This window comes from Klebsiella sp. HMSC09D12 (assembly GCF_001808475.1).
Taxonomy (GTDB): domain Bacteria; phylum Pseudomonadota; class Gammaproteobacteria; order Enterobacterales; family Enterobacteriaceae; genus Klebsiella; species Klebsiella oxytoca.
On the sequence record NZ_KV793428.1, the window covers coordinates 39,706 to 58,366 of the forward strand.

Genomic DNA, 18,661 nt, shown 5'->3' on the forward strand with positions numbered 1-18,661 from the left:
AAAAGCGCCCTAAAGGCGCTTTTTTGCTATCTGCGATTCAAAAGATTCGAACCTGCTGCAGGTTCGGGTCGACAAAATTGTCGGGAACAATTTTGTACAACGCGTAGCGTTGCCCGAAGGGCGAGTCTCAGGATGAGACGAGTAGCGAAGAGAGACAACGGAGCCGCCTGCGGCGACGGCCCGAAGGGCAAGCGAAGCGAGTCATCCTGCTCGACCCACCAATGTAAAAAAGCGCCCTAAAGGCGCTTTTTTACTATCTGCAATATACGAAACTGGCACAGGCCTTCATCTTGCTATCCGGCACTGACCATCAATTCACCAGCGCCGCTACCAGCTTCTCCAGCGCGGGCGTCGCCTGTTGTTGGTCATAAACAATATACAAGTCAGCGGGTACGCGCTCTTCCAGCGGACGAAACACAACGCCCGGCCAGGTCATTTGCGCATAGCTATCGGCAATGAGCGTAATACCAATTCCCATGCTGACCATAGCCAGTACCGTTTGCGGCTCCATCACTTCACGTATAATCATCGGCAAGAATCCGGCACTCTGACAGACGCGCTGCAAAAACGTCCAGTCGGTATGTATTGAAGGCATCGTAACAAAATATTCGTTACGCAGCGCCGCAAGCGGGATCGCCTCAAGCATCGCCAGCGGATGCTCCTCCGGCATGGCCACCAGAAAAGAGGACTCGTGCAAACGCAGGCTGGTAAATCCTGGCGTAGGCGCTGTCGCCATCCGCCACACGCCGGCATCCAGCTCCCGTCGCTCCAGCATCGCCATCTGCATGGCGGGCATGTTCTCGCGGAAAAGCACCTCTACGTTAGGGTTCTCTTTCAAAAAACGCCGCATTACCGGGCGCATTTTCCCCCACATCGCCGTACCTATCACGCCCAGTTCTACCCTCCCCGCCTCACCCCGGCCAATCTGCTCAACTCGCGCCAGCGCCTGATTGGCGCTGGAAAGTAGGCGGCGGGACTCCTCCATCAGAATTTTTCCAGCATGGGTCAACGCCACGCTACGAGAGTGGCGAACAAACAGCAGCGTACCGAGCTGCTGCTCCAGCTCCTTGATGTGGATACTAAGCGGCGGTTGCGACATGTTCAGACGGGCAGCCGCACGACCAAAATGCAGCTCTTCTGCGACAGCCAGAAAATAGCGCAATAATTTCAGATCGATACGATGCGTGCGTTCCATGGGACATGCGCTCCTGAGGCGAAGGATAATGCGCAAAGTTACCACACTGCATCCTGGAAAATGAAACGGCAGAGTATAAACTCCGCCGCTGAAGAAGATTAATGCGTCAGCGCTTTGTTGATAAGTTTCTCAGGCTCATGTTGATAGCGGAAGAACAGGGCAAAAATAACCGCCAGCAGTAATGAATAGGCGGCGAACACCAGCCAGATAGTCTGCCAGTCTTTTACGCCATCAATAGAGAAGTAATCGACGGCCATACCGCTCAGAACTGAACCAACCCATGCTCCAATGCCGTTCACCATGGTCATAAACAGGCCCTGGGCGCTGGCGCGAATATTGGCACTGACCTCCTGCTCAACAAATACCGATCCAGAAATATTAAAGAAGTCGAATGCGCAGCCGTAAACAATCATCGACATCAGCAGCAACACAAAACCGAACGGAGAGGGATCGCCAAAAGCGAAAAGGCCAAAGCGCAGCGTCCATGCCAGCATACTCATCAGCATGACTGTTTTGATGCCAAAGCGTTTAAGAAAGAACGGTATGGTGAGGATGAAAGCGACCTCCGCCATCTGCGACACCGAAAGCAAAATTGAGGGATAACGTACGACAAAGCTGTCGGCAAACTCCGGATTGCGGGCAAAATCATGCAGGAAAGGATTACCGAAGACGTTAGTTATTTGCAGTACCGCTCCCAGCATCATCGCAAAAAAGAAGAAAATGGCCATCCGCGGATTTTTAAATAACACAAAGGCATCCAGCCCCAGCCGGCTGGCCAGGGTGGTTCCGGCTTTCTTCTCGACGACAGGAATTTTCGGTAACGTAAATGCATAAATCGCCAGTAATAGCGACGCGGCAGAGGCGATATATAGCTGTGCGCTGCTTAACTCCAGCCCCATCAGGCTCACCGTCCACATTGCGGCAATAAAACCGAGAGTGCCAAAAACGCGAATGGGAGGAAACGCGGTCGCCGGATCCTGGCCGGACTGCGACAGACATGAATAGCAGACGCTGTTAGACAAGGAGATAGTGGGCATGTAGACCATCGCGTTAATGAGCATCACCCAGAACATCGTATCCGGATCGGTCACGGTCGTCGCATAAAGAAGCACTCCCGCGCCAACCAAATGGCAGAACATATAGGCCCGTTCTGCACGAAGCCATTTATCAGCAATGATCCCCATGATGCCGGGCATGATAATGGCCGCCAGCCCCTTAGAGCTATACACCATGCCGACGTTTGCGCCGGTGAAATGCAGCGTATTGATCATGTAAGAACCCAGGGTGACCAGCCAGCTTCCCCAGATAAAATATTGCAAAAACGACATGAGCTTTAAGCGAGAAGCGATACCCATTTTTTCCGTTCCTTGCCATTAAAGTAAGACCCCGCAAGCGGGGTCAATATTTATTATTTTCAGGCCAGTTTGCGTAAGAAGCCGCAGATCAGGTTGATAAAGTTCTGCCGGGAGAGTTCGGCCGCTGCCAGGGTTTGCGCGTGGGATAACTTCACATCGCCCAGACCTTCAGCCAGATTAGTAATCGCTGCAACAGCCACCACTTTCAACCCGCAATGGCGGGCGCTTATCACCTCCGGCACCACGGACATCCCCACCACATCGCCGCCGATAATTTGCATCATGCGGATCTCAGCCGCCGTTTCAAAATTCGGCCCGGGATAGGAGACAAATACGCCTTCAGTCAGCGGAAAACCCTCCTCTGCCGCAACGCGCTGCAGAACGGCGCGATAATCCGCATCATAGGCATTTGCCAGCGAGAAAAAGCGCTCGCCGAAGCGTTCATCATTCAGGCCCACCATCGGCGTACCCGGCATAGTATTAAGATGATCGCTCAGCGCCACCAGACTTCCCGGCCCCACTTCTGGACGAAGAGAACCGGCCGCGTTAGTACAAAACAGCAGTTCACATCCCAGAAGCTTTAGCGTACGGATGGCATCGGTCATGACCGTCATGCCGCGCCCTTCGTAGAAGTGCCCGCGCCCCTTCATGCAGGCAACCGGTACGCCAGCCAGGTTTCCCAACACCAGCTCGCCGGCATGGCCGTGAACGGTACTCACCGGGAATCCAGGCAGCTTCTCGTATGAAATCGCCACTGCATCTTCAATTTGCTCCGCTAGCGCCCCAAGACCCGAACCAAGAATAAAAGCCACCCGCGGCATAAAGTCCGGCTTATGTCCGCGAATGATGTCTGCGCTATACCATGGGTTCTGTGAAAAAAGCGTGTCGCTCATAAGCTGTCCTTAGAAACTGAAGAATCGATAAGTTAATTGGCTACCATGATGTTATAACGAGGGTACGCAATCGATTACCAATACAGTTTTCCCGGACGTTCGATATCAAAAAGCTATTGATTTCATTTCTGATACAAGGGGTCATTCTCGCGCAAAGCGGTCAGCTGGCCAGCCTGATGCCGCACCACCTCCCACAGCGCTTCTGCGGCAGTTGAAAGCGAGCGATTTTTACGCCGCGCCAGCATCAGCTGACGCTCCACCACCGGAGTGAGTCGTTTCACCTGCAAATGGCTGCCCTGAGGAAGCGGCAGCGCTAATGCGGGTAAAATACTGATACCTATCCCCGACTCAACCATCGGAAATAGCGTGGCCGGATGACCGATTTCCTGCACGATATTCGCTTTAACGGCAAATCCCGAGAGCGCGGCGTCAATCAGCGGACGACTACCAGAAGCATAATCCTGCAGAACCAGCCGCTGCTGCTGGAGGTCTTGCCAGTTCACCGCGCTCCGTCCGGCAAAAGGGTGATCGCTACGGCAAAGCAACAGAAAAGGTTCGGCGAGCACCGTCTCACACTGTAAATCGGTAGCAGCGCCAGGATCGATCACAATGCCAAAATCCACTTCCCCCTGGCGGATACTCTCCAGCACCCACTGCTGGGGGCGGTCGTGTAGTACGAAATCGATTTCCGGATAACGACGGTTGCTGTCGGCAATGCACTGCGGGATAAGATGGGCGGAAATAGTCTGGCTGGCCGCCACCCGGACGGTTCCCATCAGCTGCTGCCCGACGCGTCCGGCCTCTCGCAGCGTGCCGTTTAGTTCATCCAACAGACGCTCAAGCCGGGCCGCGAGCTGCTGGCCGGCCTCCGTAAGCACCACTTCGCGCGTCGTTCGGTCAAGCAAGCGTACCCCGGTCTGATGCTCCAGCTCTTTGACGCTATGGCTTACCGCTGACTGGCTAAGGCCAATACTCTCCCCTGCCCGGCTAAAGCTTTTGACGCGAGCAACGGTCACAAAAACCTTCAACTGTCGTAGCGAGTAATTCATCTCTTTTTTTCATGAATAGATGCAATAAATCGATTTTATTTCTCAAACTAAAGAAAGCACAATAGCGACATCGATTTTCAGGAGCGTTTATGAAATTTTTCCGCATTCTTGATCCATTCACCCTAACGTTAGTCACCGTCGTCCTGCTGGCCTCTTTTTTTCCTGCTCGCGGCGGATTTGTCCCCTTCTTTGAGCATTTAACTACCGCCGCCATCGCGCTGCTGTTTTTTATGCACGGCGCCAAACTCTCGCGTGAGGCGATCGTTGCCGGAGGAAGCCACTGGCGTTTACATCTCTGGGTCATGTGCAGCACGTTTATCGTTTTTCCCGTGCTTGGCGTGCTGTTTGCCTGGTGGGCGCCTGTCAACGTCGATCCGGCGCTATACACCGGGTTTATTTATCTCTGCATTCTGCCAGCCACCGTCCAGTCGGCCATCGCGTTTACTTCCCTGGCGGGCGGTAACGTGGCGGCAGCGGTATGCTCGGCCTCGGCCTCAAGCCTGCTGGGGATCTTCATTTCGCCTTTGCTGGTCGGCCTGCTGATGAATCTGCACGGCGCGGGCGGGAGTCTGGAGCAGGTTGGTAAAATCATGCTGCAGCTGCTGCTGCCGTTTGTGCTGGGGCATCTTTCTCGCCCATGGATTGGCAACTGGGTGACAAAACATAAAAAGTGGATCTCAAAAACCGATCAGACCTCTATCCTGCTGGTCGTTTATTCGGCATTCAGCGAGGCAGTCGTGAACGGTATCTGGCACAAAGTGGGTATCGGATCGCTGCTGTTCATCGTTATTGTCAGCATCGTGCTGCTGGCAATTGTGATAGCTATTAACGTGTTTGTAGCGCGCAGGTGTGGGTTTAATAAAGCGGATGAAATTACGATTGTCTTCTGCGGGTCGAAAAAGAGCCTGGCGAACGGCATTCCAATGGCCAATATTCTCTTCCCGACCTCAATCCTGGGGATCATGGTGCTGCCGCTGATGATCTTCCATCAGATTCAGCTCATGGTGTGCGCAGTGCTGGCGAGGCGCTATAAGCGCCAGGCCGAAGCATTGCAGGCGCAGGAAAAAAACCGCGCCTCCGAAGCTTAACGCGGACGCTTAAGGGGCTGGACCAGACCGGTCAGCCCCTCTGTTTTAATCAACAGGGTTAATGCCATCAGTTCGCCGAGATGCCCGGCAGGAAATTGATCCTTGCGGGCAAACCACAGCAGATACTCTTCCGGCACATCAATTAATCGACGGCCTTTGTACTTGCCAAACGGCATTTCCGTATTGGCAATTTCAATAAGCTGCTCTTTATCCACGCGACTCTCCGAGCAGGCGCAGCATTTCGTCTTCATCGATTACCGCAATTCCCAGCTCCTGCGCTTTAGCGAGCTTAGAACCCGCAGCCTCCCCGGCGATAACCAGGTCGGTTTTCTTCGACACGCTGCCCGCAACCTTCGCGCCCAGCGCAACCAGCTGCGCTTTCGCATCGTCACGAGAGAGCTGGCTCAGGCTACCGGTCAGAACAATCGTTTTTCCGGCGAACGGGCTATCAATCTCTTCAGCATTGACCACTACCGGCGCAGGCCAGCGGACGCCCTCTTTACGCAGCTGAGCGATAACTTCGCGGTTGCTCTCTTCGGCAAAGAAATTACGCACGTGCGTGGCGACGACAATCCCGACATCCGGCACTTTTTGCAGATCGTCAATCGAGGCCTGCTCAAGCGCCTCAATAGTGCCAAAGTGGGCCGCTAAACCGGCTGCCGTCGCCTCACCCACTTCACGGATCCCCAGCGCATAAAGAAAACGAGCGAAGGTGGTCTCTTTTGACTTCTCCAGGGCATCCACGATGTTCTGCGCTGATTTTGGCCCCATGCGATCGAGCCCGGTGAGTTTACCCGGCGTCAGCTGAAAGAGATCGGCTGGCGTGTGCACATACTCTTTTTCTACCAGTTGATCGATGATTTTATCGCCCATACCATCGACGTCCAGAGCGCGACGGGAGACAAAATGCTTGAGCGACTCTTTGCGCTGCGCGCCGCAGATCAATCCGCCGGTACAGCGCGTTACCACTTCGCCTTCAACGCGTTCGACGTCGGAGTGGCATACCGGACAATGGGTTGGGAACACGATTTCCTGCGTCTCTTCCGGGCGTTCTGAGAGCACAACGTTCACGACCTGGGGAATCACATCTCCGGCACGACGAATAACTACCTTATCGCCGATGCGCAGTCCCAGGCGCTCGATTTCATCGGCATTGTGGAGGGTCGCGTTGCTGACCAGTACTCCGGCGACGTGTACCGGCTCAAGACGCGCAACCGGCGTGATGGCGCCGGTTCGCCCGACCTGAAACTCAACGTCGCGCACGAAAGTCATCTGCTCCTGCGCCGGAAACTTAAACGCCACCGCCCAGCGCGGCGCGCGGGCTACGAAGCCAAGCTGTTCCTGTAACGCAAGCGAATCGACTTTGATCACCACTCCGTCGATATCAAATCCCAGATTCGGTCGATCTTCTTCTACCTTGCGATAGTAAGTAAGCACTTCCTCTGGCGTATGGCAGAGTTTTACGCGCTCGCTGACCGGCAGCCCCCAGAACTTAAACTGCTGCAAGCGTGCCGAGTGGCTGGCCGGCAGCTCGCCGCCTTCCAGCACGCCCACGCCATAGCAAAAGAAAGTGAGCGGACGCTTCGCGGTAATCCGCGGATCGAGCTGACGTAAAGAACCTGCTGCGGCGTTACGCGGGTTAGCAAAGACTTTCCCCCCGGTTCGCCGGGCCTCTTCATTAATTTTTTCGAACCCTGCCTGCGGCAGAAACACCTCTCCGCGAACCTCAAGCCGCTGCGGAATATTGTCGCCGCGTAGCTTCAGGGGGATCGCGCGGATGGTACGCACGTTGGAGGTAATATCTTCACCGGTCGTTCCATCTCCGCGGGTCGCCGCCTGTACCAGCAAGCCGTTCTCATAGAGGATACTGACCGCCAGGCCATCCAGCTTGAGCTCGCAGCAGTAGGTAAGATCATCACTATTTTTCAGACGGTCCTGCACCCGCTTGTTAAACGCGAGGAAACTCTCCTCATCAAAGACGTTATCGAGCGACAGCATCGGAACTTCATGGCGGATCTGGCTAAAGGAGGCTAGCGGTGCGGCGCCGACGCGCTGGGTGGGCGAGTCTGGGGTGATCAGCTCCGGGTGCTGAGCTTCCAGCTCGCGCAGTTCACGCATTAACCGATCGTATTCCGCATCAGGAATTTCCGGCGTATCCATGACGTGGTAGAGATATTCATGATGGCGAAGCGTGGTTCGCAGTTCAGTCAGTTTTTGTTCGTTCGATTCCATATCACACCATCAATGATAAAAAACCCCCGACGGGCGGGGGTTCAGGATAAGTAGATTAAACGCAAAAAGCGGGATCAGGCGTTCGCCTCTTTTACTTCACGAATGCGGTCCTGATATTCACGCAGTTTTTGCGGCGTCATCATACGACGCTGGTCGTCCAGCACCACGCCACCGACTTCATCGGCGATGTACTGCGCGGACTGCAGCATCAGCTTAAAGTTTTGCAGTTCATCGCCAAAGGACGGAACCTGCATAAAGATAGTCACCCCAGGGGTCATCATATCCGCCATGCTGTCCGGATTAAAGGTGCCAGGTTTGACCATATTCGCCAGACTGAAAAGCACCTGGCCGCTACCGTCCGGGCTCAGGTGACGATGGAAAATATTCATATCGCCAAATTTGAAGCCCGCCTGCTGGATACTGTTGATGAGCAGCTCGCCGTTAAGCTGCGCGCCATGATGCGCGGCGACGTTCATCACGATGACCGTCTCCTTGCGCTCTTTAGGCTGCGGCGCTGCCGGCTGCGGCTCAGGGGCCGGAGGTTCAGGCGTCGGCTGCGGCTGCGGAGCGGCAACAGGCTGCTGTTGAACCGGCTGCTGCACATGCTGAACGGGTTGCTGCACATGCTGCTGTGGCTGCGGCGATTGCTGTGGCTGCGTTTGCGGCGGCTGCTGGGGCTGCACGGGCTGTGTCACCGGCTGCTGCGTCGGCGCGGCATAATGCGGTTGCTGAACCGGAGCCTGAGAGTGAACTGGCTGCTGATGCGGCTGCTGCGCTGCACGGGCAGGCTCTTCCGGGCGCACAGGCTGCTGCGCCTGACGCTCATAAGGAGGCTGATACTGGTGCTGCGGCGGCTGACGAGGTGCTTCATGCTCCCCATGAACGCCGTTCGGCGCATGACTCGCCCGATGAACCCGGACTTCACCAACGCCTTCAACATCGTCATCAAAGTCGTCGCCTTCCGACTCTTCATCGTCGCGAGACTTCATACGTTTCAGTGGGCGATCGCGAAACATCGAGGAACGTTCTTTACGGCTGGTCCAAAAACCGTGCACCAGTAAAGCGATTATGGCGATCGCGCCAACAATGATTAATATCAGACGCAAATCCTGCATCATTATATTCTCTGTTGTTCTAACACCTTGCCACCACGGCAAACATTTACTCACTAAGAGTATTTGCCGATTACATCAAGTGCAAGTGCGTCTGGGGCTTTCACTACATAAAGATGAACTAAATCGTGCTTTTTGCTGTTTTTTCGAACATTTCCTAACTGGTTATTGTCGGCTAACCCGATAAAATAGCCCGACATTCAGCCTGGATGTTAAAAAAGGAGTATCACCTGACTATGGTTTCATCATCCGTAACGACCCCGCGCAGTGGCGTCTACTATTTTTCGCAGGGTTGGAAGCTGATCGGGCTGCCGGGGATCCGTCGATACGTCTTCCTCCCTCTACTCGTCAACATCGTGCTGATGGGTGGCGCATTCTGGTGGTTGTTCACGCGACTGGATAGCTGGCTCCCTTCTTTGATGAGCCATGTTCCTGAATGGCTGCAATGGCTTAACTATCTGCTGTGGCCCATCGTCGTCATTTCTATTCTGCTGGTGTTCGGCTACTTCTTCTCGACTATCGCCAACTGGATTGCCGCGCCCTTTAGCGGCCTTCTGGCCGAGCAGCTTGAGGCGCGTCTGACTGGCGCGACGCCGCCGGACGTCGGAATTTTCGGTATCCTGAAAGATGTGCCGCGCATCATGAAGCGCGAGTGGCAGAAGTTTGCCTGGTATCTGCCGCGGGCGATCGTCCTTTTGCTTCTCTATTTTATTCCCGGTTTCGGCCAGACCGTCGCCCCGGTGCTGTGGTTCCTGTTCAGCGCCTGGATGCTGGCAATTCAATACTGCGATTATCCTTTTGATAACCATAAAGTGCCGTTTAAAACCATGCGCCAGGCGCTACGCACCCGCAAAGTCACCAACATGCAGTTTGGCGCTCTGACCAGCCTGTTTACCATGATCCCGGTGCTCAACCTCGTGATCCTGCCCGTCGCAATTTGCGGCGCGACGGCGATGTGGGTTGATTGCTACCGTGACAAACACGCGATGTGGAAATAGCGCTATCTCGTTCGGAGCGGCTTATGCCGCTCCTTATTACTTCTGGCTTGCCATTATTTCCCTTCCGAATATAGATATGCTAAATCCTTACTTCCGCATATTCTTTAAGCGGGTATGCTGAAGCCGTACTCCCAAATTTCATACAGTTAAGGACAGGCCATGAGTAAGATTTTTGAAGACAACTCCCTGACTATCGGCCATACGCCGCTGGTACGACTGAACCGCATCGGTAACGGGCGCATCCTGGCAAAGGTAGAATCACGTAACCCGAGCTTTAGCGTAAAATGCCGTATCGGTGCCAATATGATTTGGGATGCCGAAAAACGCGGCGTGCTGAAACCCGGCGTTGAGCTGGTAGAACCTACCAGCGGTAATACTGGTATCGCGCTGGCCTACGTGGCGGCGGCGCGCGGTTACAAATTGACGCTGACGATGCCCGAGACGATGAGCATCGAACGTCGTAAACTGCTGAAGGCGCTGGGCGCCAATCTGGTCCTGACCGAAGGCGCAAAAGGCATGAAGGGCGCCATCCAGAAGGCCGAAGAGATCGTCGCCAGCAATCCGGAGAAATTCCTGCTGCTGCAGCAGTTTAGCAACCCGGCCAACCCGGAAATTCACGAAAAAACCACCGGCCCGGAAATCTGGGAAGATACTGATGGTCAGGTCGACGTCTTCATCTCCGGCGTCGGTACCGGCGGTACGCTGACCGGCGTGAGCCGCTATATCAAAGGCACCAAAGGTAAAAAAGATCTGATTACCGTTGCCGTAGAACCTACCGATTCCCCGGTTATCGCCCAGGCGCTGGCAGGCGAAGAGCTTAAGCCCGGCCCGCATAAAATTCAGGGTATTGGCGCAGGCTTCATTCCCGGCAACCTGGATTTGAAACTGGTTGATAAAGTGGTAGCGATCACCAACGAGGAGGCGATCTCCACCGCACGCCGTCTGATGGAAGAGGAAGGCATTCTGGCTGGTATCTCTTCTGGCGCCGCCGTTGCCGCTGCGCTGAAGCTGCAGGAGGATGAATCCTTTACCAACAAGAATATTGTGGTTATCCTACCCTCTTCAGGTGAGCGCTATTTAAGCACTGCATTGTTTGCGGATCTGTTCACAGAGAAAGAACTGCAACAGTAATGCCAGCTTGTTAATATCGTGTAAAAAAGCACCTTTTCAGGTGCTTTTTTGTGGCGCACATCAAACTTTTACCCCTCCTGGCATTGATTCACTTCGTTGGGTCTGGTATTTAACCAGCACATTTATTTCGATGCGCGAAATTATTCCGATTGGGATTTCCATAAGCTGAATCGATTTTATGATTTGGTTCAAGTCTTCCTTTAGCGGCATAATGTTTAATGACGTGGTAGACGTTAATGGCCTGAAGGTTTCCACAGCGATTCTCAGCTGCTGGTGCCGAAGCCGGACACGTAATGCCGGCGCTAACGATACAGGCTAAAGTTTGGCCGTTAGGCTAAACTTTAGGTCCACAACACTAAACCTATAAGTTGGGGAAATATAATGTTCCAGCAAGAAGTTACTATTACCGCTCCGAACGGTCTGCACACCCGCCCTGCTGCTCAGTTTGTTAAAGAAGCAAAAGGCTTCACTTCTGAGATCACTGTAACCTCCAACGGCAAAAGCGCCAGCGCCAAAAGCCTGTTCAAACTGCAGACTCTGGGCCTGACCCAGGGTACCGTTGTAACTCTCTCTGCCGAAGGCGAAGATGAGCAAAAAGCAGTTGAGCATCTGGTTAAACTGATGGCTGAACTCGAGTAAGTTCACGGGTTCTTTTTAATATCAGTCACAAGTAAGGTAGGGTTATGATTTCAGGCATTTTAGCATCCCCGGGTATCGCTTTCGGCAAGGCTCTTCTGCTGAAAGAAGATGAAATTGTCATCGACCGGAAGAAAATTTCTGCCGATAAGGTTGATCAGGAAGTTGAACGTTTTCTGAACGGCCGCACCAAGGCCTCCGCCCAGCTGGAGGTCATCAAAACCAAAGCTGGTGAAACTTTCGGTGAAGAAAAAGAAGCCATCTTCGAAGGGCACATCATGCTGCTGGAAGATGAGGAGCTTGAGCAGGAAATCATAGCCCTGATTAAAGATAAGCACATGACTGCCGATGCGGCAGCCAATGAAGTTATCGAAGGTCAGGCTACTGCCCTGGAAGAACTGGACGATGAATACCTGAAAGAGCGTGCTGCTGACGTACGCGACATCGGTAAGCGCCTGCTGCGCAACATTCTCGGCCTGGCCATCATCGATCTTAGCGCAATTCAGGATGAAGTTATCCTGGTTGCCGCAGACCTCACCCCGTCTGAAACCGCACAGCTGAACCTGAACAAGGTGCTGGGCTTTATCACCGACGCGGGCGGCCGTACTTCCCACACCTCCATCATGGCGCGTTCTCTGGAACTGCCGGCCATCGTGGGCACCGGTAGCGTCACAAGCCAGGTGAAAAACGGCGATTATCTGATTCTCGACGCTGTAAATAACCAGGTTCTGGTTAACCCGAGCGACCAGCAGATCGAAGAGCTGCGTAACCTGCAGGCTCAGGTCGCTGAAGAGAAAGCTGAACTGGCTAAGCTGAAAGACCTGCCGGCAATTACGCTGGACGGCCATCAGGTTGAAGTTTGCGCCAATATCGGTACCGTACGCGACGTTGAAGGTGCCGAGCGTAACGGCGCAGAAGGCGTTGGTTTATATCGTACTGAATTCCTGTTCATGGACCGTGATTCGCTGCCAACTGAAGAAGAACAGTTCGCGGCTTATAAAGCGGTTGCCGAAGCATGCGGCTCTCAGGCCGTTATTGTTCGTACCATGGACATCGGCGGCGACAAAGAGCTGCCGTACATGAACTTCCCGAAAGAAGAGAACCCGTTCCTCGGCTGGCGCGCCGTGCGTATCGCCATGGATCGCAAAGAAATTCTGCGCGACCAGGTACGTGCCATCCTGCGCGCCTCTGCTTTCGGTAAACTGCGCATCATGTTCCCGATGATCATCTCTGTTGAAGAAGTGCGTGCACTGAAAAAAGAGATCGAAATCTACAAGCAGGAACTGCGCGACGAAGGTAAAGCATTTGACGAAGCAATCGAGATTGGCGTAATGGTGGAAACCCCTGCCGCTGCGACTATTGCACGTCACTTAGCCAAAGAAGTTGATTTCTTTAGTATCGGTACCAATGATTTAACGCAGTATACTCTGGCAGTTGACCGTGGTAATGATATGATTTCACATCTTTACCAGCCAATGTCCCCGTCTGTGCTGACGCTGATTAAGCAAGTTATTGATGCTTCTCATGCTGAAGGCAAATGGACCGGCATGTGCGGTGAGCTTGCGGGCGATGAACGTGCTACACTTCTGTTGCTGGGTATGGGTCTGGACGAGTTCTCTATGAGCGCCATTTCCATCCCGCGCATTAAGAAGATTATTCGTAACACGAACTTCGAAGATGCGAAGGTATTAGCAGAGCAGGCTCTTGCTCAACCGACAACGGACGAGTTAATGACGCTGGTTAACAAGTTCATTGAAGAAAAAACAATCTGCTAATTCACGAGATGCGCGGCCCAAATTACTGCTTAGGAGAAGATCATGGGTTTGTTCGATAAATTGAAATCTCTGGTTTCTGATGACAAAAAAGACACCGGAACTATTGAGATTGTTGCCCCGCTCTCTGGCGAGATCGTCAACATCGAAGACGTGCCGGATGTAGTGTTTGCGGAAAAAATTGTGGGTGATGGCATTGCTATCAAACCTACTGGCAACAAAATGGTTGCGCCGGTAGATGGTACCATCGGTAAAATTTTTGAAACCAACCATGCGTTTTCAATCGAATCTGATAGCGGCATCGAGCTGTTCGTTCACTTCGGTATTGATACCGTTGAACTGAAAGGCGAAGGCTTCAAACGTATCGCTGAAGAAGGCCAGCGTGTGAAAGTCGGCGACCCGGTTATCGAATTCGATCTGCCGCTGCTGGAAGAGAAAGCCAAGTCTACCCTGACTCCGGTTGTTATCTCTAACATGGACGAGATCAAAGAGCTGATCAAACTGTCCGGTAGCGTAACCGTGGGTGAAACTCCGGTTATCCGCATCAAGAAGTAATTCTTGCCGCAGAAGAATGGCGCCTCTCAGGGCGCCATTTTTTTATCTCGCCGCTTTGAATGGCCGATAGCACTTCTCCCGTGAAAGTATTTTCATCCCCTCAGGGCCGCTTTCCAGAATCCGCTTCTCGCTATCAGAAACCTGTAAATCACACTGATATCCGCCAACGGCGCCAAATAGCGACCCCACTTCGCAAACATCTTCCAGCGCTTCGCTGCCGGTCGTCTCAAAATGGCCGACGACTCTTCCCTGCTGACGAACCACTAAACGATAGCTCTTCATATCCCCTCCCCTGACGGCGGAAGAATAAGCTCGTCGCAGCCCTGTTCATCGGTCCAGGTCATTACCGCCAGCACCCGCTGCGCGGCGGCATGAGCGGCATCACCCAGCGGTATTCCGCACACCAGGCCGCTCGCCAGCTCGGCGCAAAAAAGATCGCCCGTTCCCTTAAGGTCGGTTTCTACGCGCGGATGTTCGATCACCTCAACCGATTCTGCGCTAACCACCAGCACGTTGATCGTGGCGCTATCCGCTCCCGGCGCGCTGGTAATAACGACCCATTTCAACGAATCAGAGAGCAGGCTGCGGGCGGCGATAATCGCCTCCTGCTGATTATGGCAAGGCAGTCCGCTTAGCGTCTCCAGTTCAAACAGATTAGGCGTGATTCCCTGCGCCAGCGGGAGCAAATGAGTACGATAGGCTTCCGGAATCTCGGCTTTAACATAAATACCGCTATCCACATCGCCAATGACGGGATCAACGAGAATACACAGCTCGGGATGATGCTCGCGAATGCGCTGCAGCCATTGCGCAAGGCGCTTAATCTGCACCGCGCTTCCCATATAGCCGGTCGTGACCGCCCGCAACTCGCGCAGGGCGTCACGCTCCTCCAGCGCCTTTAAATAACCGGCAAACCACTCTTCCGGGATGACGCCGCCATAGTAGGTGTCATAGTGCGGAGTATTGCTGAACAACACCGTCGGCACCGCGATAACCCGCAGGCCGTGCTGCTTTATCGCCGGTATCGCAATACTGTTTCCTACGCTGCCGTAGACCACCTGCGACTGCACGGCCACGATATCGACCTGTAGTGCCCGACTTTTATCGTTGAAGAGCACCGATTGTATTTCATCCTGCTGGCCCATCCTTTCTCCCCCCGCTGGACAGCGGGTCATACTCTGATTATCATTCGTCCTATGCTAAATTTCATTTTGTCATAGGTCAATAATGATCGTTGGAAAAACTGCCAGTGAGATCTTCGATAATATCCGCCATCTGGTGCAAAGCGGCATACTCAAGCCTGGCGATGTTTTGCCGCCGGTACGCGAACTGGCTGGCAAGCTGTCGGTTAACCGCAATACGGTCGCCGCCGCCTATAAGCGACTGGTGACCTCCGGTCTGGCCATTAGCCAGGGGCGTAACGGTACGGCCATTAAGACGCATAATACGCTTCCCGCCCTTGAAGGTGGCGATCCCTCTTCGCCGCTAAAAGATATCTCCAGCGGCAACCCCGATCCCACGCGCCTGGCGAACGTCAAAAACTACCTCAGCGCTATCGCCGCCGCTCCACGCCTGTACGGCGATGCGGCGGTTGACCCACGGCTGGCCGCGTGGGCCCATGCCTGGATGAGCAAAGATTCAGGCGTGGACGCGGAGATTAACCTCGCCAGCGGCGCTATCGATGCGCTCGAACGTCTGCTGTGCGCCCTGCTGCTGCCGGGCGATAGCGTGGCTATCGAAGATCCCTGCTTTCTCAGCAGTATTAATATGCTGCGCTATGCCGGCTTCACCCCCTCGCCGGTGCCGGTCGACGCTGAAGGCATGCAGCCTGATGCCCTTGAGGAGGCGCTGCGCAACGGCGCCCGGGCGGTGATCATCACCCCGCGAGCGCATAATCCGACGGGCTGTAGCCTTAGCGAGCCCCGCGCCCGGGCGATACGCGATATCCTGGCCCGCTATCCGCAGGTTCTGGTGATTATTGATGACCATTTCGCCCTGCTCTCCTCAACGCCCTGGCACTCTCCGCTGGCCGCCGAAAGCCGGCGCTGGGCGCTGGTACGCTCGCTGTCGAAAACCCTTGGGCCGGACATGCGTCTGGCTATCGTTGCCAGCGATTGCGAAACGTCGGCGGCGCTGCGCCTGAGGCTTAATTCCGGTAGCCAGTGGGTCAGCCATCTGCTGCAGGATCTGGTCATCGCTTGTCTTAATGATGACGCATTTATGGCATCGCTGACGGAGAGTCGCCGCCACTATCGTCGGCAACATGAAAAGCTGATCGCCGCGCTCGCTCGCTGCGGGATAACCCACCTGACGCCAGGAGACGGCCTGAACTTTTGGTTTCCGCTGGAGGAACCAAGCCAGCCGGTAGCGCTTCGCCTGGCGCATGCTGGCTGGCTGGTCCGCGAAGGCGAAACGTTCGGAATTCGCGCCCCTTCACACGGGCTGCGGCTGTCACTTGCTACGCTCAGCGATGAAGAAATTAATAAGCTCGCCAGTGACTTATGTCAGATATTACAACAACAGTGACGGGAGTTAACGCTATGCAGATCCACTTTATCGTCCATGAAGTCTTTGAAGCGCCGGGAGCTTATCTGCACTGGGCGCAGGCGCGCGGTTACGATACCAGCTGGTCGCGGGTTTATGCCGGGGATGCGCTACCGGAAAATGCTAACGCCTTTGATATGCTGGTAGTGCTGGGCGGCCCGCAATCTCCGCGTACCACCCTAGCCGAATGCCCATATTTTGATACCCACGCCGAGCAGCGTTTGATTGCGCAGGCCATTGCCGCCGGGCGGATCGTGGTGGGGATTTGTCTCGGTTCGCAGCTTATCGGCGAAGCGCTGGGCGCGCCGGTCATGCAAAGTCCGGAAAAAGAGATTGGCCACTTTCCGATAACGCTCACCACCGCCGGCCTGCAGGACGGCAAACTGGCCCATTTTGGCCCGTCGCTGGTCGTGGGCCACTGGCATAACGATATGCCTGGCCTGACGCCGGAAGCGGAGGTGCTGGCCTCCAGCGAAGGCTGCCCGCGGCAAATTGTGAAATATCGCGATCGGGTTTATGGCTTCCAGTGCCATATGGAATTTGACGCTGAGGTCATCGAACTGCTGATCGCCCATTCACAGCAGGAGCTCAGCGCCGCCAGAGGCAGACGCTTCATCCGCAGCGAACAGGAGATGCGCGCCTGGGATTACCGCGAAATGAATCAGAAGCTGTGGACATTCCTTGATAAGCTGACGGAAAAGTAAGCAAAATGCTTTTATTAAAGCCCGATAATTTAAGGATCGCCTGAAATGCACAATCCCAATCCGCAGCTTAAAGCCGCCATTGAAGCCTGCGATCGCGCTATCTCGCAGGAAGATTACGCGACGTTGATGGAGTATTACGCCGACGACGCCGCGCTGGTGGTCAAACCGGGCATGGTCGTCAAGGGGAAAGAAAATATCCGTAAAGCGTTTATCGCCATTGCCGACTATTTCCAGCACCGGCTGGTGGTAACGCAGGGGAAAATGGAGATTATTGAAGGCGGCGGCAATGCGCTGGTGATCATGGAAACCCGGCTGGATATACCGACAGCGGAAGCCGGGATAACTCAGGTTACGCGCCGCGCAACCTACGTCTTTCAGCAGCAGGGCGAGCGCTGGCTGTGTACCGTTGATAACTCTTACGGTACGGATCTGCTTGACGCGCCCGAAGTTTAAATTCCCGCGCCCTGGGTAAAGTGCTCTTCGCCAAATACGCCGGTCGAAAGGTAGCGATCGCCGCGATCGCAAACGATCGCTACCACTACCGCGCCAGGATTTTCACGGGCAATGCGTAGCGCGCCCGCCACCGCGCCGCCTGAACTCACACCGCAGAAAATCCCTTCCTGCACCGCCAGCATCCGCATGGTGTTTTCCGCGTCCTGTTGATGAATATCCAGCACCGCATCCACCAGCTGCGCATTAAAAATCCCCGGCATATATTCGGCAGGCCAGCGGCGAATGCCGGGAATACTGCTGCCCTCTTCCGGCTGCAGCCCCACGATGCTCACCGCTTTAGCCTGTTCGCGCAGAAAGCGGGAAACGCCGGTAATGGTGCCGGTGGTGCCCATGCTGGAGACAAAATGGGTTATCCGCCCTTCTGTCTGCCGCCAGATTTCCGGCCCGGTAGTGGTGTAGTGGGCATAGGGATTGTCCGGATTGTTGAACTGGTCCAGCAGCTTGCCTTCACCGCGCTGGGCCATCGCCAGCGCCAGATCGCGAGCCCCTTCCATTCCCTGCTCTTTGGTGACCAGGATCAGCTCCGCCCCGTAGGCGCGCATGGCCGCACGTCGCTCCTGGCTCATATTATCTGGCATCAGCAGCTTCATCTGATAGCCTTTAAGCGCGGCGATCATCGCCAGCGCAATGCCGGTATTGCCGCTGGTTGCTTCAATCAATACATCGCCGGGCTTAATTTCGCCGCGCTTTTCCGCTTCGACAATCATCGAAAGCGCGGCGCGATCTTTTACCGAACCGGCCGGGTTATTCCCTTCCAGTTTGACCCAGATTTCGCTGCCGTTATCTGGTCCCAGACGCTGTAGCTTCACCAGAGGCGTGTTGCCGATTGTTTGTTCTAATGTATTCACGGTTTTGCCCAATAAAAAGGCCGGGAAGCGTTTACC

At 54.6% G+C, this 18,661-nt stretch carries 19 protein-coding genes; 9 read left to right on the forward strand and 10 right to left on the reverse strand.

Annotated features, from left to right (window positions below):
• Positions 1-310 precede the first annotated feature (310 nt).
• From HMPREF3178_RS05760 to HMPREF3178_RS05775, 4 genes are all read right to left on the reverse strand, one after another.
• Positions 311-1,195 (reverse strand): LysR family transcriptional regulator, encoded by an 885-nt coding sequence (locus HMPREF3178_RS05760; protein ID WP_049591735.1) that lies wholly within the window; start codon positions 1,193-1,195, stop codon positions 311-313.
• Positions 1,196-1,293: 98 nt separating this feature from the next.
• Positions 1,294-2,550, reverse strand: coding sequence for a nucleoside permease (locus HMPREF3178_RS05765; RefSeq protein ID WP_004104319.1), 1,257 nt, complete (start codon positions 2,548-2,550; stop codon positions 1,294-1,296).
• 59 nt (positions 2,551-2,609) lie between these two features.
• A complete protein-coding gene (xapA, locus tag HMPREF3178_RS05770; protein ID WP_070555667.1) occupies positions 2,610-3,443 on the reverse strand; it encodes a xanthosine phosphorylase in 834 nt (277 codons plus the stop codon).
• Between the two features lie 122 nt (positions 3,444-3,565).
• The gene (locus HMPREF3178_RS05775) at positions 3,566-4,492 is read right to left on the reverse strand and encodes a LysR family transcriptional regulator (protein WP_004114320.1); all 927 of its coding nucleotides are present in this window, start codon (positions 4,490-4,492) and stop codon (positions 3,566-3,568) included.
• Between the two features lie 89 nt (positions 4,493-4,581).
• Here HMPREF3178_RS05775 and HMPREF3178_RS05780 point away from each other — a divergent pair, with 89 nt between their 5' ends.
• Entirely contained in the window at positions 4,582-5,580 is a 999-nt protein-coding gene (locus HMPREF3178_RS05780) for a bile acid:sodium symporter family protein (protein ID WP_004104330.1), read from the forward strand.
• On the opposite strand, the gene HMPREF3178_RS05785 is transcribed toward HMPREF3178_RS05780, so the two are convergent.
• From HMPREF3178_RS05785 to zipA, 3 genes are all read right to left on the reverse strand, one after another.
• On the reverse strand, positions 5,577-5,795 hold the full coding sequence (locus tag HMPREF3178_RS05785; RefSeq protein ID WP_004104331.1) for a DUF3820 family protein: 219 nt from the start codon (positions 5,793-5,795) through the stop codon (positions 5,577-5,579). The two genes, HMPREF3178_RS05780 and HMPREF3178_RS05785, sit on opposite strands and share 4 nt — an antisense overlap.
• Positions 5,788-7,812, reverse strand: a complete 2,025-nt coding sequence (gene ligA, locus HMPREF3178_RS05790; RefSeq protein WP_004114323.1) for an NAD-dependent DNA ligase LigA — start codon at positions 7,810-7,812, stop codon at positions 5,788-5,790. The genes HMPREF3178_RS05785 and ligA overlap by 8 nt, the downstream gene beginning before the upstream one ends.
• A 74-nt stretch (positions 7,813-7,886) precedes the next feature.
• A complete protein-coding gene (gene zipA, locus HMPREF3178_RS05795; protein ID WP_053064315.1) occupies positions 7,887-8,930 on the reverse strand; it encodes a cell division protein ZipA in 1,044 nt (347 codons plus the stop codon).
• 230 nt (positions 8,931-9,160) lie between these two features.
• Between zipA and cysZ the strand changes: the two genes are divergently transcribed.
• The 5 genes from cysZ to crr all read left to right on the forward strand — a co-directional run bounded on the left by cysZ (position 9,161) and on the right by crr (position 14,016).
• On the forward strand, positions 9,161-9,922 hold the full coding sequence (gene cysZ, locus HMPREF3178_RS05800; RefSeq protein ID WP_070585073.1) for a sulfate transporter CysZ: 762 nt from the start codon (positions 9,161-9,163) through the stop codon (positions 9,920-9,922).
• 159 nt (positions 9,923-10,081) lie between these two features.
• Positions 10,082-11,053, forward strand: coding sequence for a cysteine synthase A (cysK, locus tag HMPREF3178_RS05805; RefSeq protein ID WP_004104335.1), 972 nt, complete (start codon positions 10,082-10,084; stop codon positions 11,051-11,053).
• Positions 11,054-11,434: 381 nt separating this feature from the next.
• Positions 11,435-11,692, forward strand: coding sequence for a phosphocarrier protein Hpr (gene ptsH, locus HMPREF3178_RS05810; protein ID WP_002913505.1), 258 nt, complete (start codon positions 11,435-11,437; stop codon positions 11,690-11,692).
• A gap of 44 nt (positions 11,693-11,736) precedes the next feature.
• The gene (gene ptsI, locus HMPREF3178_RS05815) at positions 11,737-13,464 is read left to right on the forward strand and encodes a phosphoenolpyruvate-protein phosphotransferase PtsI (RefSeq protein WP_004104336.1); all 1,728 of its coding nucleotides are present in this window, start codon (positions 11,737-11,739) and stop codon (positions 13,462-13,464) included.
• Positions 13,465-13,506: 42 nt separating this feature from the next.
• A complete protein-coding gene (gene crr, locus HMPREF3178_RS05820) occupies positions 13,507-14,016 on the forward strand; it encodes a PTS glucose transporter subunit IIA (protein WP_000522253.1) in 510 nt (169 codons plus the stop codon).
• A gap of 42 nt (positions 14,017-14,058) precedes the next feature.
• Here the strand turns inward: crr and HMPREF3178_RS05825 are convergent, their stop codons facing one another.
• Entirely contained in the window at positions 14,059-14,298 is a 240-nt protein-coding gene (locus HMPREF3178_RS05825; RefSeq protein ID WP_004104337.1) for a hypothetical protein, read from the reverse strand.
• A complete protein-coding gene (gene pdxK / locus HMPREF3178_RS05830; RefSeq protein ID WP_004114329.1) occupies positions 14,295-15,161 on the reverse strand; it encodes a pyridoxine/pyridoxal/pyridoxamine kinase in 867 nt (288 codons plus the stop codon). Before pdxK ends, HMPREF3178_RS05825 begins: the two co-directional genes overlap by 4 nt.
• A gap of 82 nt (positions 15,162-15,243) precedes the next feature.
• Here pdxK and ptsJ point away from each other — a divergent pair, with 82 nt between their 5' ends.
• From ptsJ to HMPREF3178_RS05845, 3 genes are read left to right on the forward strand one after another with little or no spacing between them, the layout of a single operon-like run.
• A complete protein-coding gene (ptsJ, locus tag HMPREF3178_RS05835) occupies positions 15,244-16,542 on the forward strand; it encodes a MocR-like B6 salvage transcription factor PtsJ (RefSeq protein WP_070585074.1) in 1,299 nt (432 codons plus the stop codon).
• Between the two features lie 14 nt (positions 16,543-16,556).
• On the forward strand, positions 16,557-17,264 hold the full coding sequence (locus HMPREF3178_RS05840) for a type 1 glutamine amidotransferase (protein WP_004104342.1): 708 nt from the start codon (positions 16,557-16,559) through the stop codon (positions 17,262-17,264).
• Between the two features lie 45 nt (positions 17,265-17,309).
• Positions 17,310-17,717: a YybH family protein gene (locus tag HMPREF3178_RS05845; RefSeq protein ID WP_070585075.1), complete on the forward strand. Its 408-nt coding sequence runs from the start codon at positions 17,310-17,312 to the stop codon at positions 17,715-17,717.
• Here HMPREF3178_RS05845 and cysM read toward each other — a convergent pair.
• Entirely contained in the window at positions 17,714-18,625 is a 912-nt protein-coding gene (gene cysM / locus HMPREF3178_RS05850) for a cysteine synthase CysM (RefSeq protein WP_026056015.1), read from the reverse strand. The two genes, HMPREF3178_RS05845 and cysM, sit on opposite strands and share 4 nt — an antisense overlap.
• Positions 18,626-18,661: the final 36 nt, after the last annotated feature.